Below are 25,600 nucleotides of genomic sequence, written 5' to 3' on the forward strand. Positions count from 1 at the left end.
CGCAGCGCGGGAACGGCCGGCGCCAACAAGGGGGCACGCGATGACCAGCGAAGAGGGGCAGGGCTGGGAGATCCACCTGCCCCCGGGCGTGGACCCGGACAGCCTCGACCTGCTCGCCGAAGGGAGCCTGCCGGCCGCGTGGCGGCGGCGGGCCGAGGCGGCGCCTGGCCGGCCCTCGCTCTGGGACGCGGGCCGGGGCTGGACGACTCAGGCTGGGCTCCAGGAGGCCAGCCGGCTGGTGGCCGGGCGGCTCCACCGGGCCGGGCTGCGGCCCGGCGACCGCGTGCTGTGCAGCGCCGGGCCCTCGCTCGCGCTGGTCGAGGCCTACGTCGGCCTGCTCCGCCTCGGCGCCGTCGCGGTCCCGGTCAACACCGCCTACACCGAGCGCGAGATCGCCCACATCGTCGGCGACGCCGAGCCTCGCGCGGCCGTCATGGACGACGGCGAGCGGGCCGCCTGGGCCCGCCGGGCCGCCGGCGGCGACCTGCTGACCCTCGCGCCGGAGGTCGACCTGCCAGCCGGGGACCCCCCCGACCTGGACGCGGCCGGGCCGGGCGAACCGGCGCTCCTCTGCTACACCTCGGGCACCACCGGCGCGCCCAAGGGGGCCGTGCTCAGCCACGCCAACCTGCTGGCCGGCGCCGAGGCGCTCCGCCTGGCCTGGCGCTGGACCGAGGAGGACCGGCTGCTGCTGGCGCTCCCGCTGTTCCACGTCCACGGGCTCTGCGTCGGGCTCCACGGGACCCTGCTCGCGGGTGCGTCCGCGGCGCTGCTGCCCCGCTTCACGGCCCACGGGATGCTCGACGCCGCCCGGGAGCACGCGCCCACCCTGTTCTTCGGCGTGCCAACGATGTACACGCGGCTGGCCGCCTCCCCCCGGGTCGGCGAGCTGGCCCGGCTGCGGCTCTGCGTCTCGGGCTCGGCGCCCCTGCCACCGACGGTGTCCGAGCGGCTGGCCGAGCATGGCGGCCAGTGCATTCTCGAGCGGTACGGGATGACCGAGACGCTCATGAACGTCTCCAACCCCTACGAGGGAGAGCGGCGGCCGGGCACCGTGGGGCTGCCCCTGCCAGGCGTCGAGCTGCGGCTGGACGGCGGCCACGAGGGCGAGGTGATGCTGCGGGGGCCGAACGTGTTCGCCGGCTACTGGCGCAACCCGGATGCCACCGCCGAGGCGATCGACGCGAGCGGCTGGTTCCACACCGGCGACCTCGGCAGCTACGACGAGCGCGGGTACCTCCGCATCGAGGGGCGCACCAAGGAGCTGATCATCACCGGCGGCTACAACGTCTACCCGCGCGAGGTCGAGGAGCTGCTGCTCGAGCACCCGGCGGTCGCCGAGGTCGCGGTCGTGGGCACGCCGTCGGAGGAGTGGGGCGAGGTCGTCACCGCCTACGTCGTGGCCAGTGGCGAGCCGCCCGCGCCCGACGACCTGCTCGCCTTCACCGCCGACCGCCTGGCCTCGTTCAAGCGTCCGCGGAGCGTCCGCTACGTCGACAAGCTGCCCCGCAACGCCCTCGGCAAGGTGCTCAAGCACGAGCTCGGACGTTGAGGACACCTTGGTGTTCATGAGCCAGAACAATGGGAACGAGAACAGCAGCCCGAAGATGGCGCCGCCGAGGTACACGCGTGGCCGCGGCCCGGCGCGGGCATGGCTGCCAGACAGTCGACGGCGGAGGTGAGGCGGCATGAGCGAGGGTGGTGGGCCGGCGGCGGGAACCGTGGGCCTGCGAGGACGCACCGCGCTGGTCACAGGGGCGGCCAGCGGCATCGGAGAGGCCTGCGCGCGCCGGCTGGCCGCGGCCGGGGCCGAGGTGACCGTGCTCGACGTGGACCGGGCGGGCGCCGAGCGGGTGGCAGGCGAGGTGGGCGGCCACGCCCTGGTGGTCGACCTGGCCGGGCCGCTCGACCTCGACGTGGCCGCCGACGTCCTGGTCAACAACGCCGGGCTCCAGCACGTGGCCCCGGTCGAGGAGTTCCCGCCCGAGCGGTTCTCGCTGCTGCTGCGGGTCATGCTCGAAGCGCCGTTCCGGCTGGTCCGCGCGGTCCTGCCCGGGATGTACGAGCGCGGGTGGGGCCGGATCGTGAACATCTCCTCGGTCCACGGGCTGCGCGCCTCGCCGTTCAAGAGCGCCTACGTGGCCGCCAAGCACGGCCTCGAGGGGCTCTCCAAGGTGGTCGCGCTCGAGGGCGGGCCGCGCGGGGTGACCTCCAACTGCATCTGCCCCGCATACGTGCGCACGCCGCTGGTCGAGAACCAGATCGCGGATCAGGCCAGGATCCACGGGCTGGACGAGGAGGAGGTGGTGGAGCGGGTCATGCTCACCGAGCCGGCGATCAAGCGCCTGCTGGAGCCCGAGGAGGTGGCCGAGCTGGTGGCGTTCCTGTGCTCCCCGGCCGCCTCGTTCGTCAACGGCGCCTCGCTCACCATGGACGGCGGCTGGACCGCTCGCTGACCCCCAGGTCCGCCTCGGGAGCCTCGCCCGCACCAGCCTCGTCCCCCTGGTTCGGGACGCCCTGGCCCGGGCGCTGGCCGGGCGCCTGGGGCGCCCTGGCCGGTCGCAGGCGACCAGACAGCGGCCGCAGGCGGTCGGAGAGGGCCAGGCGGGGCGGGGCGGGGGCTCTCCCGGCCGAGTGCAGCAGCCCCCAGGCCGACAGGGCGAGGCCGCCGAGGCAGATCCACGCGAGCGCCCACAGCCCGGGGGCCGGGCCGAACGGGACGGCGGTGGCCACGGCCGCCGCCGCCACCCAGCAGAGCTGGAAGATCGTCTCGTAGCGGGCAAAGGTCCGGGCGCGCACGTGGTCGGGTGCCTCGTGCTGCACCAGGCTGTCGAACGCCAGCCGGCCGGCACCCGCCGAGAAGCCGACCAGGGCGGCGACAACGCCGGCGCGCAGCAGCCCGAAGCCGAAGGCCGCCCACACGGCGGCCACCACGGTCAGGGCCAGCGAGGCGAGCAGCTGCACCGGCTCCCGCAGCACCGCCCGGAGTGCCGGCGCGGTCACCGAGCCGGCGAACCCTCCGGCCGCCGCGGCGGCCACCGTGATCGCGAGCCCCTTGCCGCCCTGGCCGTCGGCCCGGAGCAGGAAGGCGAGCAGGAAGGTGGCGAAGCCGACCGCGGAGCGCAGCGTGGCCATGGCGATGCCACCGGCCAGCAGGCGGGGCGTGAGCAGCTCCTGGTAGCGCCGGATCCGTTCCCGCGGCCTGGCCTCACCCTCGCCCTCGCCGTTCGGCAGCCCGGTCGCGGCCAGCACGCCGGCAGCGAACACCACCGCGGCGGTCCACAGGGTGGCGCCCGTCCCCACCCAGTGGTTCAGCGCGAGCGCGGGGCCGGACGCGGCGGCGCCGGCGCCGACCGAGATGACCGCCACCCGGCCGTTGGCCCACATCAGGGAGCGGTCCGGGGGCCTCGCCTCCGGCACCAGGGCGCAGCGGCTCACGCCGTGCACGCGCGACAGCACGAGCAGGCCGAAGGCGAGCGGGTAGAGCGCGAGCTGCTGGACGCGGCTCGACAGCAGGACCGCGAGCACGACCCGGCCGGCCATGGCCGCCACGATCGCGACCCGGTAGGAGCCGGCCCGGCGGTCCAGCCACGGCCCCACCAGCGGCGAGAGCACCGCGAAGGGCGCCATCGTGAGGGCGAGGTACAGCGCGACCTTGGCCCGGGCCTCCCCCAGCGGCACCGAGAAGAACACCGTGTCGGCCAGGGCCACGGCCACCAGCACGTCGCCCGCGGCGTGGGCGGCCTGGGTCTCGAGCAGCCGCCGGAAGGCCCGCCAGCGCCAGCTCGCCGCCCTGGTCTGGCTACCGGGCGGTCGCGCCTCGGGCGTGCCGGCGGGCGGGGTCATGACCCCAGTATGGGGCGGCCCGCCCGGGCGCGGAACCCTCGGTCGCCGGGTCATGCCAGGGTCACCGGGTCTCCGAGGATGCCCCGGTGACGTCCTGCTGGGACTGCACCAGCCGGCCCTCCCCGTGTGCCGCGGTCGATGCCCCTCCTGGTATTCTCCCCGACCCGGCCGACACCGCGCCCGCTGAGCAAGCCAGTCGAGTAGTGATGAAAGGGTGCCGGAGGGCGGAAAGTGACGATGTGGTGAGTCGAGGCACGTACCGGTCAAGAAGCTGGGCGAGGCGGGCAGCGGGCCGCTGGAGCGGCATGCTGGCGCGGCGCCACCCGGGCGTCCAGGCCCCCCGGCCGGAGCCGCCGGTCCGCATCCGGCCGGCTACCGTGCTGCTGCTGCTCGGCGGCCTGTTCGCCGTGCACCTGCTGCTGCCCCAAGTCGGGGAGCTGCGCCAGACGCTCGACGCGCTCGAGCACGCGCGCTGGCCCTGGCTGGTGGCCGCGCTGGCGGCGGCGGCGATGAGCTACCCTGCCGCCGGCCTGGCCCTGGTGGGCTCGGCCGGCCAGGAGCTGGCGCTCGGCCGCACCACCGCGGTGCAGCTCGCCGCGTCGTTCGCCAACCCGATGGCGCCCGCCGGTCTCGGCGGCGCCGGCCTCAACGCCCGCTACCTGGAACGCGCCGGGCTCAGCCGGGCCCAGGCCACCGCCGCGGTCGCGGTGAACCTCGCCGCCGGCGCGCTCATCCACGTCGCCGCCCTGCTGGCCGCGGCCATCCTGACCGGCCACGCCCGCACCGGCGAGGTCCGCCTGCCGAGCCGCTGGCCGGTGCTCGTCGCCGTCGTCACGGTGCTCACCCTGGCCGGCGTGGTGGTGGTCTGGTCGCCGGCCCTGCGCCGGCGTGTGCTGCCGCGGGCGGTGCGGGCACGGGTGCTGTGGCCGGCATGGACGGGGGTGCGCAGCCTGGGCGCGACCCTTCGCCGTCCGGGCAAGGCGACCCGGCTGCTCGGCGGGTCGGCCGGCGTGACCGCCTGCTACATCCTCGCGCTGTATGCCAGCCTGGAGGCGTTCGGCGCCCACCTCCCCCTGGCCAGGGTGGCCGTGGTCTTCCTGGGCGGCTGGGCGGTCGCCTCGCTCAGCCCAACCCCGGGTGGGCTGGGGGCGGTGGAGGCCGCGCTGGTGGCCGGGCTCACCGCGGTCGGCGCGCCCGCCGGGCCGGCGATCGCCGGTGTGCTGACGTTCCGGCTGCTGACGTTCTGGCTGCCCGTGCTACCGGGCTGGCTGGCCTTCCGCGCCCTGCGGGCCCGCGGCACCGTTTGAGGCTGAGAGCCTGCAGCTTGGTGCTGCAGATCCGGGACTTGCCCTCGCAGCGGACGGCATCGATGCGGGCACCGTCCTCCGCCACCACGCAAGGCAGCGGTCGTCACCGTCGCCACCTCAGGCGGCGCACTGGGGGTCCGGCAGCGGCGCGGGAAGGGCCTCACTCGCCTGCCGCTCCCGGTCCACGTCTCGGTCTCGGGGGTCCGGCAGCGGGGCGGAAAGGCCCTCACCCTCTGGGCGGCAGCAGCGCGGTCGCCCAGCCCGGCCACACTCCCTCGTCACCAGGAGGCAGCAGGGCGGCGAGCGCGCCGAGAAGCGCCGCCGCGGTCGGCGGCCGCCGGGTCGGGTCGGGGTCCAGCAGCCGCCACAGCAGGACGTCCAGCTCCACGGGCACCCCGCTGTGCACCTCGCGCGCCCGCGGGCGCCGCGCGGCCAGCTGCGCCGGGCGGCCATGTCCGGCCAGCTGCGCCGGCCGGACATGGCCGTCCTCGGCCCGCCCCGCCTCGTAGGCCGGCTCGCCGGTGACCACCTCGTACAGCACGACGCCGAGGGCGAACAGGTCCATGCTCGCCGCGGTCGGCTCGCGGCGGCACTGCTCCGGCGCCATGTAGTCGACCGTTCCGCGCGCGCGGCCGTATGGGGCAGGGCGGCCGAGCTCCCGGCACAGCTCGAGGTCGATGACGACGGGACGCCCCTCGCGCAGCACCACGTTGCCGGGCTTCAGGTCGAGGTGTGCCAGGCCACAGCCGTGCAGGTAGTGCAGCGCGCCGGCGATCTGCATTCCGACAAGCACCGTGTCGATCGGGCTGAGCGGTCCCGCGTCGTCGACGAGGTCGCCCAGGGTGGGGCCTTCGACGTACTCGAAGAGCAGGTGCGGGCGGGCGGCGTCGAGCCGCCGTGCCAGCGGTCGCTGGAGACCGGGGTGGGCCAGCCCGTCCAGGCGGTCGGCCTCGCGCCGCAGCGAGGCAACGGCCCGCGGGTGGCCGAGGAATGCCGGCTTGGGCAGCTTTGCCGTGACCGGGCTCCAGTGCGCGACCGACCAGGCCAGCCACGTCTCGCAGCGTCGCCCGTCGCCAAGGCGCGCCCAGGCGTGCAGCCCGGGCTCGATCTCCTCGCCCTCGGCGAACGCCCACGGCTCGGCTTCCTCCGTGGCGCCCACCGCCGCTGGAGACCCCGGGACGCTCACCACGCGGGCGTCCGGCGGCGCCGACGCAACGGCCGCGGAGCACCGGGACCTCGGGTCATCTCGGGTCATCGTCGTCAGTCGAGCACCCGGACCGAGTTCGGCAGGCTCAGCAGGCGCCGCGGAGCGCCGAGAGCTCGGGTCATCGTTGTCAGGGACGTGCACCGTGCACCTCCGGGAGGACCGGGGCCGGCGACACGGGAGGCCGCCGGCCCCGGTTTGGACCGTCAGTCGCAGGACTGCGACCGGCTGCTGCAGGACCTGCTGGTCGTGCTGGTACGCCAGCCGCAGCCAGCCGCGTGCACCTGGGCGAGGCCCTTCACCCCGCCACTCCGGAAGGCAGACGACACCGAATCACCTCCTTCCCGGTCTGTTGGCCTGCGGGATGTGACCCGTCGCTCGGGACGGGGTGCCAGAGGGCCCAGAGGCGGGCGTACGCGCCGCCCTCGGCCAGCAGCTCGGCCGGCGGCCCCTGCTCGACCACCCGGCCCTGATCGAGGACGACGACGCGGTCGGCGGCCGCGGCGAGGGACAGCCGGTGCGACACCATCAGCACGGTCCGGCCACGGGCGATGCGCGCGAGCGCCTCGACGACGAGCGCCTCGGCGGCGGCGTCCAGCCCGCTGGTCGGCTCGTCAAGCAGGAGCAGGTCGGCGCGGCGCAGCACCGCCCGGGCGATCGCGATCCGGCGCCGCTGCCCGCCGGAGAGCAGGCCGCCCGCCTCCCCCACCGGCGTGTCGTAGCCGTGTCGCAGATGCCGCGCGAACTCGTCGACCAGCGCCTCCTTCGCCACGGCGAGCAGTTCCTCGTCGGTCACGTCCGGACGTCCGAAGGCGATGTTGTCCCGCACCGTGCCGTCCATCAGCCACGGCTCCTGCGGGACCAGGGCGACCCGGGCCCGCAGCGCGGCCGGCGCGCAGGCCGACAGGTCGACGCCGTCGACGAGGACAGCGCCGGAGTCCGGCTCGTAGAGGCGGAGCAGGACGTCGAGCAGGGTCGACTTGCCACTCCCGGACGGCCCGACGACGCAGACCGTCTCGCCCGTCCGGACGGTCAGCGACACCCGCTGCAGCACCGGCACCCCGGGCGTGTAGGCGAAGGAGACCCGGTCGAGCCGCAGCTCGCGGCGGAACGGTGGAACCGGCAGCGGGTGCGCCGGCTCGGCGACGGCCTCGTCGCTTCGCAGCACCTCGAGCAGCCGCTCGCCGCTCGCGGCTCCGCGCGCCACCGTGCTCGACATCCGGGTCAACGACCGGATCGGGCCGTAGAGGCTGGCCAGGTAGGACAGCACCACGAGCAGGGTGCCGAGGGTGATCCGGCCGCTCTGCACGCGCTGCACACCAAGCCACAGCACCGCCCCGCTGCCGAACGCGAGCGCGAGGTCGGCCAGGGGGGAGAACCGGGCCTCCACCTTGAGCGCGTGCAGCGCCGCCCCGGTGCTCGCCACGTTGTGCCCGGCGAACCTGTCACGGGACAGCGCCTCCTGGCCGAACGCCTGCACCACCCGGACGTTGCGGAGAAGGTCTGCGGCGCTGGCCGACAGCCGCCCGCTCGCCGTCCGGGCCGCCCGCTGGGTCGCACGAACCCGGCGCCAGCGCACGACGGCGAGCCCAGCGAGCAGCGGGGTGACCACCAGGGCGGCGAAGGCGAGGACCGGGTCGACCCGCAGCAGCACGACCAGCATCCCGAGCAGCAGCAGCACCTCCGGGACCACGACCGTGAACCCCGCGACCAGGTAGTCCTCGACCCGGTTCACGTCGCCGACCAGCCGGGTCACCAGCTCGCCGCTGCGGTTGCGGTCGTGGAAACGGAGCCTGAGGCTCAGCAGCCGGTCCATCAGAGCCTGGCGCAGGTCGGCGCCGACACGCTCCGCCGCCGCCCCCGTCAGGATCCTGATGAGGTAGCCGACCAGGCCAGACACTCCCACCAGCAGCACGGAGCCGCCGGCGGCGGCACCGCTGAGCGCGGCAGGCGACAGGCCGGACAGAGGGGACAGCCAGCCCGGGAGCGGATGGTCCCCGAGCGCGTTGTCGATCGCAAGCTTCAGCGGCCACGGCCTGGCCAGTTCGAGCAGGATCTCGGCCAGGGTCAGCCCGATCGCCACCGCGAGCGATGCGCGGTACGCCATCAAGTACGACCACAGGGACGCTGGGCCCCTCATCGGAACCACCTCCAGCAGCTGACACCCGGCCCGGCACTCGCTGATGTGCAACCCGGCGAGCCCGGCCAGGCCGGCGAAGGCCGCGGGATGGGGTCGCACCGAACCGACCCAGACCCTGAGCGTGAGAGCTCGTCACCAAGGCCATCGGTTCTTCCCGGCACGACCCTGAGGGCCCGCCACCACGGCCATCGGTTCTTCCCAGCCTGACCCTGAGGGCCCGCCACCACGGCGGCCGGTTCTCCCGGGCACGACCACCGCCTGGGAGCTGGCTCCCGGTTCGGATGAGGCCGGGAGCCCTCGCGACCGCCCTCAGCGGGCCTCCTCAAGCGTGACCAAAACGGTGTTTCATGGAGGCCGGTGGCGGCAGGGGCCGGCGTTCGGCGGAGGAGTTGCTGGCATGAGAATGGAATCCTCGGTGGTGTCCGTCTCCTGGATCCCGTGGGGCGCTGTCGAAGGGATGGTCAAGGTCCCTTTCGAGATGGGTGTCGCCCACTACGACATGCCGCCCCCGGACCGGCTCACCGACCTCCAGGCGCTGCTGGCCTCCAGCGCCGTCCGGTTCGCCAACGAGCTGCGGGCCTGGGTCGAGATGGACGGTGGCAAGGTCACCGGGTGCGGGCACGTCGGCAAGGGGCACATGGGGTCCACCAGCATGCGCGTGGCCGGCCTGGGCGTGACCTTCCCCGGGGTCAGCTTCCCCGACCTGCGCGGCGAGCCCGAGGTCCGGGAGGACGCTGTGCGCTTCACCCAGACGGTCGGTGGACGGGCCGGCATGCCGGCGCCCCGCCGCGTCCGCCGCAGGCCGTTCGCGCAACTCGCCGCGCCGACCGTCTGGTCGACCCTCGCCCTGACCATCTACGCGGACGGGTCCTCGGACTTCGAGGTGGTGGGGGCGAGCCCGTTCCCCCGCCACTGGATCTACGACCACGACGGCCGGCTCGCGGCCAAGACCGGCTTCATCGACTTCGAGACCTGGTACCGGGAGTCGTTCGGCGACAAGAGCCCGTGGGGTGACGAGGAGTCGCCGGTGATCGTGACCGCGGTGGAGAGCGCCCTGGAACGGGAGCTCTCCCGCCTCATCATCGGGTCCGACCCGCCGTTTCGGCGGCTGTCGCCCGGGGAGGCGCTGGTCGAGCAGGGCGAACCGGGCGAGGAGCTGTTCCTGCTGTTCGACGGCATCCTGTCGCTCGAGCAGGACGGCCGGCCGGTCGTCGAGATCGGCCCTGGAGCGATCCTCGGCGAGATGGCGCTGCTCGAAGGGGGCCGTCGCACGGCGACGCTGCGCGCCGTGACCCCGTGCCGGGTCGCGGTCGTGCACGGCGACCGTGTCAACCGGGAGATGCTCACCGAGCTCGCTCGGCGGCGCCGCGGGGACGCGCCCTGACCGCGGTGACAGCCTATCCTGGTGCTCCTCCGTCCAGCGACAGCCGTGGAGGGCGGGCGTGACCTGCGCGAACTGTGGAGAGGTCAACCCCGGTCAGGCGCGGTTCTGCCTCAACTGCGGTGCGCCGCTGGGTGCCGGCGGGCGGTGGCGCGGCGCCCGCAAGGTGGTGACCGTCGTCTTCAGCGACGTCACCGGCTCGACCGCGCTCGGCGAGCGGCTCGACACCGAGTCGCTCAGCCGGATCATGGCCCGCTACTTCGACGCGATGCGGACGCTGGTCGAGTGGCACCACGGCGTGGTGCAGAAGTTCGTCGGGGACGCGGTCGTCGCGGTGTTCGGCGTCCCGATCGTGCGCGAGGACGACGCACTACGGGCCGTCCGGGCCGCCGCAGCCATGCAGGACCACCTTGCGGAGCTGAATGCCGCCCTCGCCCGGGACTGGGGTGTCGGTCTGAGGATCCGCATCGGGGTCAGCACCGGGGAGGTGATGGTCGGCGACGCGCGCCTCGGCGGCGCGCTGGTGATCGGCGACACGGTCAACCTGGCCACCCGGCTCGAGGCGGCGGCCAGGCCTGGGGAGATCCTGCTGGACCGGAGGACCTGGCACCTGGCCCGCGACGCAGTGGTGGTGGTCGAGGTGACGCCCGAGCAGCTCGCCGGCAGTGGCATCCCCGGCGCTGCCTACCGGCTCATCGACGTCTCGCCCGACGTCCCTGGCCACCTCCGCCGCCAGGACAGCCCGCTGGTCGGCCGTGACGACGAGCTCCGGCTCTTCGACTGGATCCGCCGACGGAGCACCAGGGAGTCCACCTGCCACCTGCTCACCGTGCTGGGCGCCGCCGGGGTGGGCAAGTCGCGCCTGGTCGCCGAGGCCGTCGGCGCTGCCGGCAGGCAGGCCACCGCCCTGGTCGGGCACTGCCCCCCCGACGCCGAGGGCAACACCTTCTGGCCGATCGCCGAGGTCGTCCGTGGGGCGGCCGAGGTCAAGAGCGCCGACTCGCCCGACGAGGCCCAGGGCAAGCTGACCGAGCTGCTCTCCGACGCCCCCGACGGGCCACGGGTCGCGGGCCGCATCGGCCGGCTCATCGGCCTGGAGGCGACGCCGCTGCCGGCGGAGGAGACGGGCTGGGCCGTCCGGCGGTTCCTCGAGGTGCTGGCCAGCCGCAAGACCCTGGTGGCCCGCCTCGACCACCTCGACGGCTGGGAGCGGGCGGTGCTGGAGCGGGGCGCGGTCGTCGGCGAGGTGTTCGAGCGGGCGGCAGTGGTCGAGCTGTCACCGTCGGACGTCCGACCGGCCGTCCCGGACCACCTGCTCTCGCTCATCAGGAAGGAGCTGCTGCGCTCGGCCCGGTCCGGGCTGTCCGGCGGGGAGGCGTTCCGGTTCCGCCACCTGCTCGTCCGCGACGCCGCCTACGGCGCCATGCCCAAGCAGGCCAGGGCCGACCTGCACGAGCGCTTCGCGGCCTGGCTGGAGCGAACCGTGGGCGAGCGGGTGCGCGAGTACGAGGAGATCATCGGCCACCACCTCGAGCAGGCCTACCGCTACCGCTCCGAGCTGGGACCGACCGACGCCGGGGCGCGAGCCGTCGCCGCCCGGGCCGCCGGGCAGCTGGCCGCAGCCGGGAACCACGCCTTCGCACGGGCGGACATGCCGGCAGCGGCCAACCTTCTCGGCCGCGCCGCCGCGCTGCTCCCGGACACCGACGCGGGGCGCCTGGAGCTGCTTCCGAACCTCGCCCGGGCGCTCACCGACAGCGGCAGGTTGTCCCTGGCGGAGGCGACGCTCACGCAGGCGACCGAGCTCGCCCGCGCCACCGGTGACCGCCGCGCCGAGGCCCACGCCGAGCTGGGGCGGTACTGGCTGCGGTACTACGCCGGGCGCGGAGGCTGGCTCGAGGACACCATGCGTGGCGCGGAGCAGCTCATCCCGGTCTTCGAGCGGCTCGGCGACGACGCCGGCCTCGCCAAGACGTGGCGGCTGCTCTCCGAGGTGCACCTGACCCGCCTCCACATCGCCGCCAGCGAGGCGGCGGCGGCGCGCGCCGTCGAGCACGCCCGGCGGGCCGGAGACGAAAATGCGGAGGCGTCCGGCCTCGGCCACCTCGCCGTCGCCGGGGCATGGGGACGCAGGCCCGTGCCTGACGGCATCCGTCGCACCGAGGCCATCCTGGCAGAGGCCCGGGGCCGCCGGGACGTCGAGGCCGCCGCGTTGAAGGGGCTTGCCGGCCTGCGGGCGATGAGCGGCGACTTCGACGCGGCCAGGGAGCTCATGGCCCGCCACCGGGCGATCATCCAGGAGATCGGGCGCAAGCTGGTGCTCGGCGGGAGCGCGCAGATGGCCGCCTACGTGGAGATGCTGGCCGGCGACGCCCGCGGTGCCGAGCGGGAGCTGCGCCGTGGCTACGAGATCCTGGACTCGGCCAGCGACCGCGCCTACCTGCCGGCCGTGGCCGCCATGCTCGCCCACGCGCTCGAAGCCCAGGGCCGCTACCAGGAGGCCGAGCGGTATCTCGAGCGAGCCTGGGCCATGGCGGTCAGCAGGCGAACTGCCAGGCTGCCCACCGGTCGGCGAGCCGTGCGTAGACGGCCTCGTGCTGGCAGGCCGAGTCCTCCCAACGGAACCGGGTCGCCACCCGCCGCCCCGCCGCACCGAGTCGCGCCCGCAGCTCGCTGTCGGTCGCCGTCGTGCGCATCGCGTCCGCCAGTGCGGCGACGTCGCCCGGGGCCACCAGGAGCGCGTCCCTCCCGCCGACCAGGTATTCGCGGAACACGGGAATGTCGGTGGCGATCACGGGGAGACGCGCGGCCATCGCTTCGAGCACCACCAGGCCCCAACCCTCCTTGAGGGAGGGGAACACGAACGCGTCGGCTGCCTGGTACCAGCAGGGAAGCTCCTGGTCCGGGACCGTGCCGAGCAGGACGACGTCCCGGCCCAGCTCGAGTCCTGACGCCCGAGCCCGGGTCAGGACGCGGTCGCGGTAGGCGGCGTAGTCCTGGAACGAGTGGCCGCCGACGACCGCGAGCACGGGCGAGGGCTGCAGGGTGCGCCGCAGCGCGGCCATTGCCTCGATGAGCTCGGCGGCGCCTTTGCGTGGCTCGATGCCGCCGACGGTGAGGAAGAGGAAGCGGCCCTCCGCGCCCACCCTGGCGCGGAACGGACCTGGGTCGAAGGCCGGCACCCGGGCGAAGCGCTCGGCGTCGACCCCGTTGCGCACGACCTCGGCCGCCACGCCGTACTCCTCCTCGAGCACCCGCCGCCACCAGTGGCTCACCACGAGGACGTGGTCGGGCTCGAGGATGGCCCGGCGCTGGCACTCGACCAGCGCCTGCGTGGTGAAGTCGTCGACGTGGTGGACGGTCCGCACCACCAGCACCGGCGCGCCGAGGTCGCGGACGCGCGCGGCGGCCCGGGCCGAGATGCAGTCCTGGGCGTGGAGGATGCGGGAGGCGGGCTGCAGGGCGGCCAGCCCTTCGGCGAGGACGTCGACCGACCGGAACACCCGCTCCTCGAGGTCGGGTGCTGGCGGCGGCGTGGGGATGATGGTGTGCTGGACCGTCGTGGGCCGGAAGAAGCCGGCCTCCGGGTCGCCGAGCGCCACGACGCGCACGGGCATGCCGAGCCGGTGGAGCGCCTCGGCCAGCTGCAGCGTGTGCACCACACCGCCCCGGGGCCTGGTCGAGTACGTCACCAGGACGACGTCGGCGCTGACCGGGCGCTCCTCCTGCTCCCGACCGGGCCCCGGCCCGCCCGCCGACGTAACGGGGGCCACCCCCGCTGGCCTCACGGGAACCCGCCCGCCGGCGTCACGGGGCCCGCCCGCCGGCGTCACGGGACCCCGCCCGCCGGCGTCACGGGACCCCGCCCGCCGGCGTCACGGGGCCCCGCCCGCCGGCGTCACGGGGCCCCGCCCGCGGTCTCGGGGCGACGGGCGGCGACGGCGGCGGCCACGACCGCGCCGCGGGCCGCCGTCGGCACCACGATGCAGCCGGCGTCCAGCAGCTTCCGGCACTGCTCCCAGCGGCCCTGCGGGTCGCGGTCGGTGCCGAGGACGTAGGCGACCACCTGCGGCCCGCCGCGCTGGGCCATCACCTCGGCGCAGGCCGGGGCCAGCACGCCGGCCGGATCGGGATGGACGCCGTGACCGAGGACCACGTCGACGAGCACCACTGCCGTGGACGGGTCGCGCCCCTCTCGGAGGATGGGCTCGGTGCGCGCGCCGGGGTCGAGCATCGGGTGTGGGCGGCCCCTGGTGAACTCCTCCTCGCCGACGTCGAGGCAGATGTGGCCGGCCGGCGGGGCCGGGAGGCCCCAGGCCGGCCGCAGCGGCGTGTTGGAGTGGACGGGCCCGAGCCGGGCCGACAGCACCACCATCGCCTCGTAGCAGAGGGTGCCGCCGGAGAACACGCCCCGCACCGCACGCCGGCCCGGCGCGAGCCGCGCGCAGGCACGCCCGGCCGCCTCCGCGAGCCCGGCCCCGGGGTCGGGGCACGACCTGCCGAGCTTGGCGAGGACGTCGAGCACGCCCCGCTCGGCGGTGGCGGCCGCCGTCACCCCCCGCCGCTCCGGGATCGGCGCGTCGAGCCCGATCAGGACGGCCACCAGCGGCTTGGTGCCGGCCGTGTCGAGCACGGCCGCGGCCACGTCCTCGTCGGGCGGCTTGGACACCAGCAGGATCGCCTCGGTGGCCTCGTCGCGCTCGAGGGCCTCGATGGCGAGGCGGGCCATGCGCCCACCGACCTGGCGGGAGAGGTCGCGGCCGCCGACGCCGATCACGTGGGAGACGCCTGCGCCCCACCGGTCGAGCAGGCTCATGACCTCCTGGGCTCCCGTGCCCGCGGCAGCCACGATCCCCACCGGGCCCCGGGCGACCGCGTTGGCAAACCCCAGCCCGATCCCGCCCAGCATGGCCGTGCCAGCGCCCGGGCCCATCACCAGGCGCCCGGCCGCCTGGGCCCGGGCCTTGAGCGCCGCCTCCTGCTCCACCGGCACGTTGTCGCTGAACAGCAGGACGTGCAGCCCGGCCGACAGCGCCTTGTGAGCCTCGAGCACCGCGTAGGGGCCGGGCACGGAGACGACCGCCGTGTTGGCCCCCGGGAGCAGGGCGAGCCCCTCGTCGAGCGTCCTCGGCCGCGGCTCGCGTCCCGCCTGGCACCCGCGTCCCGCCTGGGGCTCGCGCCCGGGCTCGCCGAGGAGCGCCCGCTCGGCGGTTGCCAGCGCCGCCCCGGCGGCCTCGGCGGAGGCCGCCCGCACAGCTAGCACGAGGTCGTTGGCACCGACCGTGGGCAGCTCCCCGGACCCGAAGCCCTCCGACTCGAGCATCTGGAGATTCGCCGGGGTGCCCATCAGCGCCCCCGCCCACGCCACCCCCGGCGTCTCGAGCATCGCCCGGGAGCCGGCCATCAGCCGGACCGAGTCGAGGTAGGTGGCCGGGTGGACACGGGTGCGCGCGACCGTCACGCGAACTGCCCGTCCCGCAGGTGGCCCTCGGCCTCGTCCGCGGTCATCGCGTTGGCCTGCTGCTCCTCGAACGTGCCAGCTTGATCGGCGCGGGTCAGGGCGTTGCCGCCCAAGGCCAGGACGACGGTCTGCTTCATGCTGGGCACGTCCTCGTTCCCGCATGGAGGCGCGCACGGTCCGTGGCGACCAGGCCCGGCCTCTTGATCGACGATAGCGAACGCAGCGTTTAGGATAGTTCACGCAAGGAAGCTGGCACAACGGTTCCACGCCGCTGCTGGAGGCGCGATGATCCCTGCCATGCCTCCCGACCCTGCGAGCCCCCAGGGCGAGGTCCCGGACGAGGTCGTGCGCCGCTGGCGTGCTGCCGAGGAGCAGCTCTACCCGGTCGTCATGACCCGGCCCGACCTCTACGAGCGCAGCATCCAGCTCGTGCGGGCCGTGGCCGACGAGCTGCGGCCGCTCACCACCCCGGCGGCGCTGCTGGCGGCGTACGCGGGCGCCGCCGAGCTCGTGGCCGTCGTGATCCAGCGACAGGACCTGGCCGTCGAGGGCCTGGACTTCGGGCTCGCGACCGACGCCGCGTTCAGCCTGCGCTACCGCGAGGTCCTTGGCGAGGTCGCCCGGGAGCAGGCCATGGAGCGGGTCCGGGCGGCCAGGGAGCGGGGCGACGAGTGGGTGCTCCTGCACGAGAGCGGCACGCTCGCCCACGCACCGGCGGTGCCCTACCGCCGACTCGAGATGCGCCTCCGGGACGGCGCCGGCCTGCACATGTTCGTCCAGCAGGACCCGGCCACGGCCGGGCCGCTGTACGGGGTCGAGGCGGTGCAGCTCGACCCCCACACCGGCGACTGGCTGACCGACGCGGCCCCCTGGGCGCGGTCCGAGACGTTCGGCCAGCCGGAGCCCTGGCGGCGGCTGGCCGAGGAGCTGCGCGGGCGCCGGCAGAACCCTTGACACCCTCCGCACCAAGCCCCCGACACCCTCCGCACCAACCCTTGACACACCTTCCGCACCGTGGAAGATTTCCTTTAGTAGATGCCACTCTTCCAAAAGTGATCGGCCCGGGCCGGTCAAGTGAGAGGTGGGCACATGGCCAGCGAGCGAGTCCCCCGGCGAGTGATCGACGGCCATAGCCACATCGGAGAGATGGCGGCGTGGCGCTTCTACGACCTGAAGGAGCCGGTCAAGCCCACGGTCTACGAGTTCGCCACCACCGGGGACTACATGGCCCACCTGGACCGTCTCGGCGTCGAGCGGGCACTGGTGATCTCCAACTACGGGATCCCCCAGCAGGAGCAGCCGTTCTCCCTGAACCCGCTCGTGCTCGACTCGGTGCAGGCCTCTGACCGGCTCTGCGGTGCGCTCTGGGTCTCGTTCCTGCCGCAGAACAGGGAGCGGACCCTCGAGGCGCTGAAGCACGCCGGCGAGGCGCGCGTCGTCGCCCTCAAGACGACCTTCCTGCTCGGCGGCAACCCGAACCCGGAGACCTGGGACGAGGAGACGGCCGCGCTGGCCGAGGCCTGCTTCGCCGCCGCCGAAGAGCACGACCTGGTGTTCCACTTCCACACCAGCCCCGGCGGCGCCTCGGACATCAGCAACTTCATCCCGCTGGTCGAGCGGTACGGCAGGCGGGTGAAGCTCTACCTCGTCCACTTCGGCGGCGGCGTCAGCGGGCACATCCGGCTGGTGCCGCGGTTCCTGGACTGGGTCGAGGAGGGGTACAAGGTCTACACCGACACCACGTGGTGCATCGGCTTCGGCCCCCGCTGGCTGCTCAGCGAGATCGAGCGCCGCGACGTCGGGCACGACCGGGTGATCTTCGCCTCCGACGAGCCGTGGAGCGACTTCTGGGGCGAGTACTGGAAGATCGCCGGCGCCCGCGCCAGCTCGGAGCTGAAGGAGCGGGTCTTCCACCAGAACTTCGAGGACCTGTATGGGCACCGGTGGTGACGCCCGGCCGGACCGCCTGGAGCGCGCGAGGCCCGTGGTGACGCCGGAGCTCGGCCGCGTGATCACCGAGCTGCAGAGCGAGGGCTTGCGGATCGAGCAGCCGGTGGAGGCCCGGCGGGGCGGCGCCGGGCCCTCCGACGCCGGGATGATCTGGGTCGAGGGCATCCCGGTGACCGTCCCCGTGAGTGCCGACTACGTCGCCGGCTCCCCGTTCGTGCTGCGCCGGGAGGACCAGGGCTGGGGGATCTACCGCCGCGGGCAGCGGGTCGCCTCCGCCGACCCGCTCGAGCGGCCCCGCTTCTACGACCTCAGCACCGCCGACGGCATCCCGTACTGGAAGATCGCACTGCTCCACCTCGACTCGCTGGCCAGCACCGTGCTGCAGACCTGCGCCTACTGGGGCACCGACGACCAGTGCCACTTCTGCGGCATCGAGCTGTCGCTCGAGGCCGGTCGGACGATCGCGGTGAAGCGCCCGGAGCAGCTCGCCGAGGTCGCCGTGGCCGCCAAGGCGCTCGACGGCGTGGTCGACGTGACCCTCACGACCGGCAGCACCCACGGCCCCGACCGGGGCGCGCGGTACCTGGGCCGCTGTGCTCACGCGGTCAAGCAGGCGAGCGGGCTGCCCGTCGAGGGGCAGTTCGAGCCGCCCGCCGACCTCGGCGTCCTGGACGAGGTCCACGAAGCGGGCCTGGACTCGGTCGGCATGCACGTGGAGTCGTTCGACCCGCAGGTGCTGGCCCGGATCGCGCCGGCCAAGGCCCGCACCGGCATCGACGGGTACTTCCGGGCCTGGGAGCGGGCGGTCGAGGTGTTCGGCGCAGGCCAGGTCTCGACCTACGTGATCCTCGGCATGGGCGAGGACCCCGGGGTGACCGTCGAGGGCTGCCGGCGGGCCATCGACATGGGCGTCTACCCGTTCGTCGTGCCGCTCCGGCCCGTGCCAGGCAGCCTCATGGAGCACTGCCGGCCCCCCACCGCCGACGACATGGACGCCGTGTACCGCCAGGTGGCCCCCTACCTGGTGGCCCGGGGGGTGGCGTCGTGGGACGTCCGCGCCGGCTGCGCCCGTTGCCAGGCGTGCTCGGCCATCTCCATCCTGGAGCGGGACCTTGCCAGCGACCAGCGCACCCATCTCCCCATTCTCGACGTGCGCTGACCTCGAGGCGGCCGTCGGCGCGGACGCGACGGTCGGCTGCCGCCTGGTCGCCACGACCGCCGAGCGCGAGCTGCACCTGCGCATCCGGGCGGAGGTCTTCGTCAACGAGCAAGGCCTGTTCGCCGTGACCGACCGGGACGCCCACGACGACGACCCGGGCACGCTGCACGTACTCGGGCTGTGCGGCCCCGTGGCCGCCGGCGCCGTGCGCCTGTACCCGCTGGACGAGCCGGGGCGCTGGAAGGGCGACCGCCTGGCCGTGCTGCCCGCGCTCCGCAAGCACGGCCTCGGGGCGCCGCTGGTGCGGTTCGCGGTGCGCACGGCCGGCGAGCGGGGTGGCCGGGAGATGCTCGCCCACGTGCAGCTCCGCAACGTCGCCTTCTTCGAGCAGCTCGGCTGGCACCGGCTCGGCGAGCCGGCCGACTACTGCGGCCGGCCGCACCAGCGCATGCGCATCGGCCTGCGACCGCCCCGCACCTGAGCTGGAGGCGGCCCGGCCCGCACCTGAGCGGGAGGCGGCCCGGTCAGCGCGGCACCCGGGCCCGGGTTCCGAGGCCCGTCACCGTCTCGCGGTGCAGGTCCAGGACGAGTGCCTCCGCCCCGCCGAGGCGAGCCCGCAGCGCCCCCGAGCCGTCCAGGACGGCGACCGGCTCGCAGGCGAGGCCACGGTCGAGGAACGGCGCCCGGCAGGCGTCCACCTTGCCGGGCGGCGCGCAGAGCAGGAACGCGAAGGCTGGGAAGGCGACGAGCCAGCGGGCCAGGGACACCCCGGCCGGGCGGGGCAGGGCGTCCAGGTCGACGGTGGCGCCCAGCCTGCCGTACTCGAGCAGCATCGCAAGCGAGCCGAGCAGCCCCGCCATGCTGACGTCCTTGGCCGCCACGCAGGCACCCGACTCGGCCACGCGGGGCAGCAGGCGGACGTCGTCGGCGACGGCGGCGCCGCGCTGCGGCAGCGACGCGAAGAACGGGAAGTCCTCCCGCATCGTCCCGTCCAGGCAGCAGGCGACCAGCAGGGTCTGGCCGGGGGCGGCCGCGCGCACCGACAGCACGCGTGCCGCCCGGCCGAGGCCGAACGCCGAGATCCCCGGCGGGCCGTCCCGGATCGTGAGGTGGCCCCCCACCACGGGCACCCGGTACAGCTCGGACGCGTGCCGCATGCCCTCCAGGGCGCGCCGGGCGAGCGGCTCGGAGGCGACCACGGTGTCCACGATCGCCAGCGGCCAGGCCCCCATGGCGGCCAGGTCGTTCACGTTGGTGAGCACCGCGGCGACGCCGGCGGCGAACGGGTCGGCCTCCACGAAGCGGGTCAGGAGCGCCTCGCCTCCGACCACCAGCGAGCAGGCTCCGTCGCTGACGACGGCCCCGTCGTCACCCGGCCCGCTGCGCCAGTCCGTGGGCCCGAGCACCTCGGTCACCAGCCCCAGCGGGGACTTGCCGCGCAGGCCGGCGTGCGCGCGGACCCCGTTCACGACCTCCTCGAGCAGCGCCGCCGCTCCCATCCCTGCTCCTCCCCGGCGTGCGCGCACGCCTCTTGAGGAAGATCCCATGACCGTCTTGAGGAAGATCACATGCCCGTTTACTATACGAAATGATGGCCAGCACCGGCTTCCTCGACCTCCCGCCCCGCAGTTCCAAGCCTCGACAGGCGGGGGTCACCCACGTGCTCGACAAGGGCCTCCCCCTGGCCGAGATGGAGCCGCTCCTGGCCATCCTCGCCGACCACGTCGACCTGTGGAAGCTGGGCTGGGGGACCGCGTACCTCGACCCGACCGTCGGTGACAAGGTCGCCCTGCTGGCCCGGCACGACGTGCGCGCCTGCGTCGGCGGGACCCTCCTCGAGGTCGCCTGGGCCCAGGGCAAGGCCGAGGCCTGCCTGGCCTGGGCCTCCGGGCTCGACTTCCCCTGCGTGGAGGTGTCCAACGGCGCGGTCGGCATGCCGCTGGCCGAGAAGCGACGGCTGATCGCCGAGGCCGCCGAGGGCTTCACGGTCCTGGCCGAGGTCGGCGCGAAGGACCCGAGCGTCCCGGTCTCGCCCTCCGGCTGGGCCGCGGAGATGCTCGGCGACCTCGAGGCCGGGGCGTCCTGGGCGGTGGCCGAGGGGCGCGAGAGCGGCACCGTCGGCCTGTACCGGCCGGACGGCTCGGTACGGGAGGACGTGGTCGACGCCGTGGTGGGCGCCGTCGGCCTGCGCCCGCTGCTCTTCGAGGCCCCGGCAAAGCACCAGCAGGCCTGGCTCATCCGCCGCTTCGGCTCCGACGTGAGCCTCGGCAACGTGCCGGCCCCGGAGGTGCTCGGCCTGGAGACGCTCCGCCTCGGGCTGCGGGCCGACACGATCGAGCTGGCGCGCTCGCGCGGCACGGCCATGAGCGCGGCGGGGCCGTGAGGAACCTCGTCCCCGGCCGCTACCGCGACGTGTCGGTCGCCAGCGTCGACGGCAGCCTCAGCGCCGAGAGCCTCGGGCGCCACTTCCTCGGCCGCGAGGCCTACCGCCGCACCCGCTACGTGATCGCCCGCCGGGGCCCCGAGGCGGCCCTGGTCCAGGTGACCAAGGCGTCCGAGGTACCGCTGCTCTCGCCGATCGTCGGCGTCCGGGTGCTCGCCCCACCCGGCGAGTGCGCCGTGGTCGACGCCCCCGAGGTCGACACCGGCGTCCCCTCCCAGCTCGCGCGGGCCGCCCGCGAGCTGGCCCCCGGCGCCCGCTGCGTGGTCGTGCAGGGGCGCTACCGCCACGTCAGCTTCATCCTCGACCCCGACCCGATCCGGGTCCGCGTGGTCGAGGTCGTCCCACCGGAGCCGCCGAAGCTGCTGGACCAGGCGCGCCGGGTGCTGGAGATGGCCGAGGACCTCCCCCCGATCGAGCTGCTCCCGGTCCTCACCGACCTCACCGAGCTGGCCGGGCGGCGGCCCGCCCGGCGCTACCTGCTCCCGTGCCGGGGCTCGGGCATCCGCATCGACGGCGCCGAGACCAGGTTCCTGGACGAGCGGCCCGCCAGGGAGGAGTGGGTGCTCCTCGGCTGCACCCGCTCCCGCGAGCTGCACGGATGGTTCTACGGAGAGGAGGCCGAGGTGGTGGACATGTGCCCCCGCCGGCTGGCCGGACCGGCCGGGACCACCCCCGTGCTCACCAAGTGCTGCCTGCTCGAGGAGCACGTCGAGCGCGACGGCGCCCGCGTGACCGTCCCCTGGGGCGCCTCGCTCGACCTCGTGCGCGAGGGGCTGGCCCGCATCGCGGCCATGGCGGAGCCGGCATGGTCGCCCGCCTGAGCGACTCCGAGCTGTACGCCCACCTGTGGGGGACCGGCGAGCTGCGCGCGGTGTTCGAGGAGCGCGCCCGCCTGCAGTCCTGGCTCGACATCCTGGCCGCCCTGGCCCAGGCCCAGGCCGAGCTTGGCATCATCCCGGCCGAGGCCGCCGCGGCCGTCGCCAGGTCGGCGTCGGTGGACCGGCTCGACCTGGCGTTCGTGGCCGCCGAGACCCGGCGGACCTCGCACTCCACGCTCGGGATCATCCGCGGCCTGGAGCGCGTGCTGCCACCCGAGGCGCACGAGTACGTCTACTACGGCGCGACCGTCCAGGACGTCACCGACACCTGGACGGCGCTCGCGGTACGCAGGGTCGGCGCGGTCGCCTGGCGCGACCTGCGCCGGATCCGGGCCCACCTGGTCGACCTGGCGGAGCGGCACCGCGACACGGTCATGGCCGGGCGCACGCACGGGCAGCCGGGCGCCGCGGTCACGTTCGGGTTCAAGGCCGCCTCCTGGGCCGACGAGGTCCACCGGCACGTCGCCCGCCTGCGCGAGGGCGCGTCCCGCTGGCTGGTCGGCCAGCTCGCCGGCGCGGTGGGGACGGTGGCGTTCTTCGGCGACCAGGGGCTCGCCCTGCGGGCCCGCTTCTGCGCCCGCCTGGGGCTCGCCGACCCGGGCATCTCCTGGCTCACCTCCCGCGACCGCCTGGCCGAGTTCGGCCACCTCCTGGCCATGGTCACGGCCACCCTGGCCCGGATCGGGACCGAGGTGTACGAGCTGCAGCGGCCCGAGATCGGCGAGCTGCGCGAGCCGGCCGGGCACGAGGCGGTCGGGAGCATCACCATGCCCCACAAGCGCAACCCGGAAGGCGCCGAGCACCTGGCCACCCTCGCCCGCCTGGTCAGGGCCCAGTCCGGCGTCCTGACCGAGAGCATGGTGGCCGAGCACGAGCGCGACGGGCGGGCCTGGAAGGCGGAGTGGCTGGCGTTCCCCGAGGCCTGCCTGCTCGCGGGCGCCGCCCTCGAGCAGGCCGAGCGGCTGCTGGCCGGGCTCGAGGTGAACACCAGGGCGATGGCGGCCAACCTGGCCGCCGGGCGTGGCTACCTCGCTTCCGAGCAGGTCCTGGCCATGCTGGCGCCCACGGTCGGCAAGCACCGGGCCCAGGCCCTGCTCCAGGAGGCGCTGCGGGCGGGGTCGGCCCTGGGCCAGCCGCTCGGGGACGCCCTGCTGGCGAGCGCGGCGCTGCGGCCGCACCTCGACCCCGACGCCCTGCGGCCGCTCCTGGCCGCCCCCGACGCCGGCTCCGCCGCCGCCATGGCCGACGAGGTCGTCCGGCGGATCCGCGCCGACGGGCAGCGCGAGGCGGGCGGGTGGCCGTGAACCCGTCCGGCCGCTTCCGGCTCGCCACGCTCCCGACGCCGCTGGCCCGCGCGGCACGGCTCGAGCGGGCGCTGGGCGCCCCGCCGCTGTATGTCAAGCGCGACGACCTCACCGGGTTCGCGCTCGCCGGCAACAAGGCCCGCCAGCTCGAGCTGCTCGTCGGTGACGCGGTCGGCCGCGGCTGCGACGCGCTCGTCACCGGGGCCGGCCCCGGCTCGAACTTCTGCCAGGCGGCGGCGCTGGCGGCCCGGGTCGCCGGCCTCGGCTGCGTCCTGGTCATGTACGGCGCCGAGCCGGCCTCGCCCCATCCCAACCTCGCGCTCGCCCGCGCCTCCGGGGCCGAGATCCGCTTCACCGGCCGCCCGGAGCGCGAGTCCGTCGACCCGGTCCTGGACGAGGCGGCGGCCGAGCTCGAGGCCGAGGGACGCCGGCCGTACCTGGTCCCCCGCGGCGGGTCCAGCGGTGTCGGCGCGGCCGGCTACGCCCTGGCCGCCACCGAGCTCGCCGCCCAGCTCGACGCCGAGCGGGTCGCGCCAGAGCTGGTCCTGGTCGCCGCCGGCTCCGGCAGCACCCAGGCCGGCCTGGTCGCCGGCACGGTGGCCGGGGGCCACCCCTGGCGGGTGGCGGGCGCGTCGGTCAGCCGCCCGGTGGCCGAGTGCGCCGACCAGGTGCTGCGGCTCGCCCGCGCCGCCGCGGCACTCCTCGGCCAGCCGGCCGCGGAGGCCCGGCACGTCGAGGTGTGGGACGCCCGCGGTCCCGGCTACGGGATCCCCTCCCCGGAAGGCGAGCGGGCCGCCCGGGTGGCCGCCGACACCGAAGGCCTCCTGCTGGACCCGGTGTTCACGGCCAAGGCGCTCGCCCTCCTGCCCCGTCTCGTGCACGACGGCGTCCGCGGTCCGGTCGTCTTCTGGCACACCGGCGGGACTCCCGGTGCGCTCGCGCACCTGACACGAGGAGGTGGGCGGTGCGGCAACCGGTGAGCAGGGGGCTGGGGCCGGCGGCGGAGGCGCCCGCCCCGGAGCTGGTCGAGGCCGGCTTCGCCCTCGAGGTGGCCGACGCGCCGCTGCTCCACCACGGGCTGAACCTGGCCGACATGGCGCACGTCCTGGACCTGCGCGCCCGCCGGGTGATGCCGGAGGAGCCGGCCCGCCGGCTGCTCCGGCTCCTGCTCGTCGCCCACCAGACGCCGGCCGCCGAGTTCCCCTACGACCCGGTCCACGGCGAGGTCTACAACTGCCGCGAGCGGTTCTTCGTCGAGCGGCTCGGCGACGACGCCGGCTGGCTGCACGCCGGGCGGCCCCGGCGCGAGGCCGGCCGGGTGGCGCTCCGGCTGCTCCTGCGGGTCCTCGTGGCCGAGCTGGTGTCGGACACGGCCGCGTTCGCCCGCGCGGTGGCCGGGCAGGCCGGCGAGCACGCCGAGACCCTCATGCCCGACCAGACCTACCTGCAGCAGGCGCAGCCGTCCACGTTCGGCCACTACGTGCTCGCCTTCGCCTACCCCGCCCTGCGCGACGCCGAGCGCCTGCTGCAGGGACTCGACTGGGTCGACCGCAGCCCGGCCGGCGCGGGCTGCGTCAACGGCAGCCGGCTGCTGGCCGACCGGACCCGGCCGGCCGACCTGCTCGGCTTCCCCGCCGTCATCGAGCACACCCGCGACGCGATGTGGCAGACCGACGGCCTCGTCGACTTCCTGGCCACGTCGGCCAGCCTCGTCACCAACCAGAGCAAGCTGGCCGAGGACCTCGAGATCTGGGACAGCCAGGAGTTCGACTTCGTCGACCTGGCCGGCCCCTACACCCGGGCCAGCGTGCTCATGCCGCAGAAGCGCAACCCGTACGCGCTGTCCATCGTCCGGGGCGCGGCCGGGATCCTCATCGGGCGCCTCTCCGGGTTCCTGGCTGTGGTCAAGACGCCGTCGGCACGCAGCGACAACCTGATCTTCGCCTACGGGGAGGTGCCGCGCTCCCTCGAGCTGGCCGGCAGGATCACCCGCCTGACGACCGGCGTGGTGGCGAGCCTCACCGTGAACCGCGAGCGGATGCGGGAGGTGCTCCTGTCCGGCTTCTGCCAGGCCACCGACCTGGCCGAGTTCGTCATGCAGGCGTGCGGGGTCGACTACCGCACAGCCTACCTGGTGGTCGGCAGGGCGGTCCGCCAGGCCAGCCGGCAGGGGCTGCGCGGGATCGACCTGACCGGCGAGCTGCTCGACGCGGCGGCGCGCGAGCAGATCGGCCGGCCGCTCGGGCTCACCGGTCGGGACCTCGCCGAGGTCCTCGACCCGCGGGCGATCGTGCTGACCCGGCTGGCCCCCGGCGGCGCCGCACCGGAGGTCGTGCGGGGCATGGCCCGCTCCTGCACCGAGGCCGCCGACCGGCTCCTCGCCGTGGCCGCCGGGCACGCCGAGCGCTTCCGCCTGGCCGAGGAAGCCCTGCTCAACCAGGCGCGGGAGGTGGCTCGTGGCTAGGCGGGTCCGCCACGACGAACTCGAGCTCCGGCTGCCCGCGCAGCCGGTACGCCCCTTCCCAGC

Annotated in this window: 20 protein-coding genes and 1 pseudogene; 14 read left to right on the forward strand and 7 right to left on the reverse strand. The window is 75.1% G+C overall.

Annotation, left to right across the window (positions count from 1 at the left end; all coding sequences use genetic code 11):
• Nucleotides 1–40 precede the first annotated feature (40 nt).
• Nucleotides 41–1,552, forward strand: coding sequence for an acyl-CoA synthetase (locus tag VG276_23135; protein HEV8652204.1), 1,512 nt, complete (start codon nt 41–43; stop codon nt 1,550–1,552).
• Between the two features lie 136 nt (nt 1,553–1,688).
• Complete coding sequence (locus tag VG276_23140) at nt 1,689–2,456, forward strand: 3-hydroxybutyrate dehydrogenase (protein HEV8652205.1); 768 nt, start codon at nt 1,689–1,691, stop codon at nt 2,454–2,456.
• Here VG276_23140 and VG276_23145 read toward each other — a convergent pair.
• Nucleotides 2,425–3,846 (reverse strand): MFS transporter, encoded by a 1,422-nt coding sequence (locus VG276_23145; GenBank protein ID HEV8652206.1) that lies wholly within the window; start codon nt 3,844–3,846, stop codon nt 2,425–2,427. The two genes, VG276_23140 and VG276_23145, sit on opposite strands and share 32 nt — an antisense overlap.
• 305 nt (nt 3,847–4,151) lie before the next feature.
• On the opposite strand from VG276_23145, the gene VG276_23150 reads away from it, so the two are divergent.
• Nucleotides 4,152–5,153 (forward strand): lysylphosphatidylglycerol synthase transmembrane domain-containing protein, encoded by a 1,002-nt coding sequence (locus VG276_23150; GenBank protein HEV8652207.1) that lies wholly within the window; start codon nt 4,152–4,154, stop codon nt 5,151–5,153.
• Between the two features lie 226 nt (nt 5,154–5,379).
• Here VG276_23150 and VG276_23155 read toward each other — a convergent pair whose 3' ends face one another.
• Both VG276_23155 and VG276_23160 read right to left on the reverse strand, forming a co-directional pair.
• Complete coding sequence (locus VG276_23155; GenBank protein ID HEV8652208.1) at nt 5,380–6,312, reverse strand: serine/threonine-protein kinase; 933 nt, start codon at nt 6,310–6,312, stop codon at nt 5,380–5,382.
• Nucleotides 6,313–6,655: 343 nt separating this feature from the next.
• Nucleotides 6,656–8,497 carry an ABC transporter ATP-binding protein gene (locus VG276_23160; GenBank protein ID HEV8652209.1) on the reverse strand — a complete coding sequence of 614 codons (1,842 nt, stop codon included), beginning with the start codon at nt 8,495–8,497 and terminating at the stop codon, nt 6,656–6,658.
• 397 nt (nt 8,498–8,894) lie between these two features.
• Between VG276_23160 and VG276_23165 the strand changes: the two genes are divergently transcribed.
• Together VG276_23165 and VG276_23170 are read left to right on the forward strand one after the other, a co-directional pair.
• Nucleotides 8,895–9,881: a cyclic nucleotide-binding domain-containing protein gene (locus VG276_23165; GenBank protein HEV8652210.1), complete on the forward strand. Its 987-nt coding sequence runs from the start codon at nt 8,895–8,897 to the stop codon at nt 9,879–9,881.
• A 166-nt stretch (nt 9,882–10,047) separates the two neighbouring features.
• Nucleotides 10,048–11,067: pseudogene (locus tag VG276_23170) on the forward strand (adenylate/guanylate cyclase domain-containing protein).
• Between the two features lie 1,348 nt (nt 11,068–12,415).
• On the opposite strand, the gene VG276_23175 reads toward VG276_23170, so the two are convergent.
• The 3 genes from VG276_23175 to VG276_23185 form a co-directional block, all read right to left on the reverse strand.
• On the reverse strand, nt 12,416–13,651 hold the full coding sequence (locus VG276_23175) for an MSMEG_0565 family glycosyltransferase (GenBank protein ID HEV8652211.1): 1,236 nt from the start codon (nt 13,649–13,651) through the stop codon (nt 12,416–12,418).
• Between the two features lie 125 nt (nt 13,652–13,776).
• A complete protein-coding gene (locus VG276_23180) occupies nt 13,777–15,339 on the reverse strand; it encodes a protein FdrA (GenBank protein ID HEV8652212.1) in 1,563 nt (520 codons plus the stop codon).
• A complete protein-coding gene (locus VG276_23185; protein ID HEV8652213.1) occupies nt 15,336–15,476 on the reverse strand; it encodes a hypothetical protein in 141 nt (46 codons plus the stop codon). The genes VG276_23180 and VG276_23185 overlap by 4 nt, the downstream gene beginning before the upstream one ends.
• A 148-nt stretch (nt 15,477–15,624) precedes the next feature.
• On the opposite strand from VG276_23185, the gene VG276_23190 reads away from it, so the two are divergent.
• The 4 genes from VG276_23190 to VG276_23205 all read left to right on the forward strand — a co-directional run bounded on the left by VG276_23190 (nt 15,625) and on the right by VG276_23205 (nt 18,929).
• Nucleotides 15,625–16,293: a hypothetical protein gene (locus tag VG276_23190; GenBank protein ID HEV8652214.1), complete on the forward strand. Its 669-nt coding sequence runs from the start codon at nt 15,625–15,627 to the stop codon at nt 16,291–16,293.
• A gap of 135 nt (nt 16,294–16,428) precedes the next feature.
• A complete protein-coding gene (locus VG276_23195) occupies nt 16,429–17,289 on the forward strand; it encodes an amidohydrolase family protein (GenBank protein HEV8652215.1) in 861 nt (286 codons plus the stop codon).
• Entirely contained in the window at nt 17,273–18,448 is a 1,176-nt protein-coding gene (locus tag VG276_23200; protein ID HEV8652216.1) for an MSMEG_0568 family radical SAM protein, read from the forward strand. The genes VG276_23195 and VG276_23200 overlap by 17 nt, the downstream gene beginning before the upstream one ends.
• Nucleotides 18,402–18,929: an MSMEG_0567/Sll0786 family nitrogen starvation N-acetyltransferase gene (locus VG276_23205; GenBank protein ID HEV8652217.1), complete on the forward strand. Its 528-nt coding sequence runs from the start codon at nt 18,402–18,404 to the stop codon at nt 18,927–18,929. Before VG276_23200 ends, VG276_23205 begins: the two co-directional genes overlap by 47 nt.
• Before the next feature lie 43 nt (nt 18,930–18,972).
• On the opposite strand, the gene VG276_23210 is transcribed toward VG276_23205, so the two are convergent.
• Nucleotides 18,973–19,947, reverse strand: a complete 975-nt coding sequence (locus VG276_23210) for an AIR synthase related protein (GenBank protein ID HEV8652218.1) — start codon at nt 19,945–19,947, stop codon at nt 18,973–18,975.
• Between the two features lie 89 nt (nt 19,948–20,036).
• Here VG276_23210 and VG276_23215 point away from each other — a divergent pair, with 89 nt between their 5' ends.
• From VG276_23215 to VG276_23235, 5 genes are read left to right on the forward strand one after another with little or no spacing between them, the layout of a single operon-like run.
• On the forward strand, nt 20,037–20,831 hold the full coding sequence (locus tag VG276_23215; protein ID HEV8652219.1) for a phosphosulfolactate synthase: 795 nt from the start codon (nt 20,037–20,039) through the stop codon (nt 20,829–20,831).
• Complete coding sequence (locus VG276_23220; GenBank protein ID HEV8652220.1) at nt 20,828–21,712, forward strand: hypothetical protein; 885 nt, start codon at nt 20,828–20,830, stop codon at nt 21,710–21,712. Before VG276_23215 ends, VG276_23220 begins: the two co-directional genes overlap by 4 nt.
• Nucleotides 21,697–23,073, forward strand: a complete 1,377-nt coding sequence (locus VG276_23225; protein HEV8652221.1) for an adenylosuccinate lyase family protein — start codon at nt 21,697–21,699, stop codon at nt 23,071–23,073. Before VG276_23220 ends, VG276_23225 begins: the two co-directional genes overlap by 16 nt.
• Nucleotides 23,064–24,053 carry a pyridoxal-phosphate dependent enzyme gene (locus tag VG276_23230; protein HEV8652222.1) on the forward strand — a complete coding sequence of 330 codons (990 nt, stop codon included), beginning with the start codon at nt 23,064–23,066 and terminating at the stop codon, nt 24,051–24,053. Before VG276_23225 ends, VG276_23230 begins: the two co-directional genes overlap by 10 nt.
• Nucleotides 24,038–25,537, forward strand: a complete 1,500-nt coding sequence (locus tag VG276_23235) for a lyase family protein (protein HEV8652223.1) — start codon at nt 24,038–24,040, stop codon at nt 25,535–25,537. Before VG276_23230 ends, VG276_23235 begins: the two co-directional genes overlap by 16 nt.
• Nucleotides 25,538–25,600: the final 63 nt, after the last annotated feature.

It is taken from the genome of Actinomycetes bacterium (assembly GCA_036000965.1).
Lineage (GTDB): Bacteria > Actinomycetota > CALGFH01 > CALGFH01 > CALGFH01 > DASYUT01.

Bases quoted from the DNA above. Each gene is read 5' to 3' on its own strand.
- VG276_23210 (HEV8652218.1), bottom strand. From the start codon at position 19,947: ATGGGAGCGGCGGCGCTGCTCGAGGAGGTCGTGAACGGGGTCCGCGCG.
- VG276_23225 (HEV8652221.1), top strand. From the start codon at position 21,697: ATGGTCGCCCGCCTGAGCGACTCCGAGCTGTACGCCCACCTGTGGGGG.
- VG276_23190 (HEV8652214.1), top strand. From the start codon at position 15,625: ATGATCCCTGCCATGCCTCCCGACCCTGCGAGCCCCCAGGGCGAGGTC.
- VG276_23145 (HEV8652206.1), bottom strand. From the start codon at position 3,846: ATGACCCCGCCCGCCGGCACGCCCGAGGCGCGACCGCCCGGTAGCCAG.
- VG276_23135 (HEV8652204.1), top strand. From the start codon at position 41: ATGACCAGCGAAGAGGGGCAGGGCTGGGAGATCCACCTGCCCCCGGGC.
- VG276_23140 (HEV8652205.1), top strand. From the start codon at position 1,689: ATGAGCGAGGGTGGTGGGCCGGCGGCGGGAACCGTGGGCCTGCGAGGA.
- VG276_23185 (HEV8652213.1), bottom strand. From the start codon at position 15,476: ATGAAGCAGACCGTCGTCCTGGCCTTGGGCGGCAACGCCCTGACCCGC.
- VG276_23215 (HEV8652219.1), top strand. From the start codon at position 20,037: ATGATGGCCAGCACCGGCTTCCTCGACCTCCCGCCCCGCAGTTCCAAG.
- VG276_23150 (HEV8652207.1), top strand. From the start codon at position 4,152: ATGCTGGCGCGGCGCCACCCGGGCGTCCAGGCCCCCCGGCCGGAGCCG.
- VG276_23165 (HEV8652210.1), top strand. From the start codon at position 8,895: ATGAGAATGGAATCCTCGGTGGTGTCCGTCTCCTGGATCCCGTGGGGC.
- VG276_23160 (HEV8652209.1), bottom strand. From the start codon at position 8,497: ATGAGGGGCCCAGCGTCCCTGTGGTCGTACTTGATGGCGTACCGCGCA.
- VG276_23195 (HEV8652215.1), top strand. From the start codon at position 16,429: ATGGCCAGCGAGCGAGTCCCCCGGCGAGTGATCGACGGCCATAGCCAC.
- VG276_23200 (HEV8652216.1), top strand. From the start codon at position 17,273: ATGGGCACCGGTGGTGACGCCCGGCCGGACCGCCTGGAGCGCGCGAGG.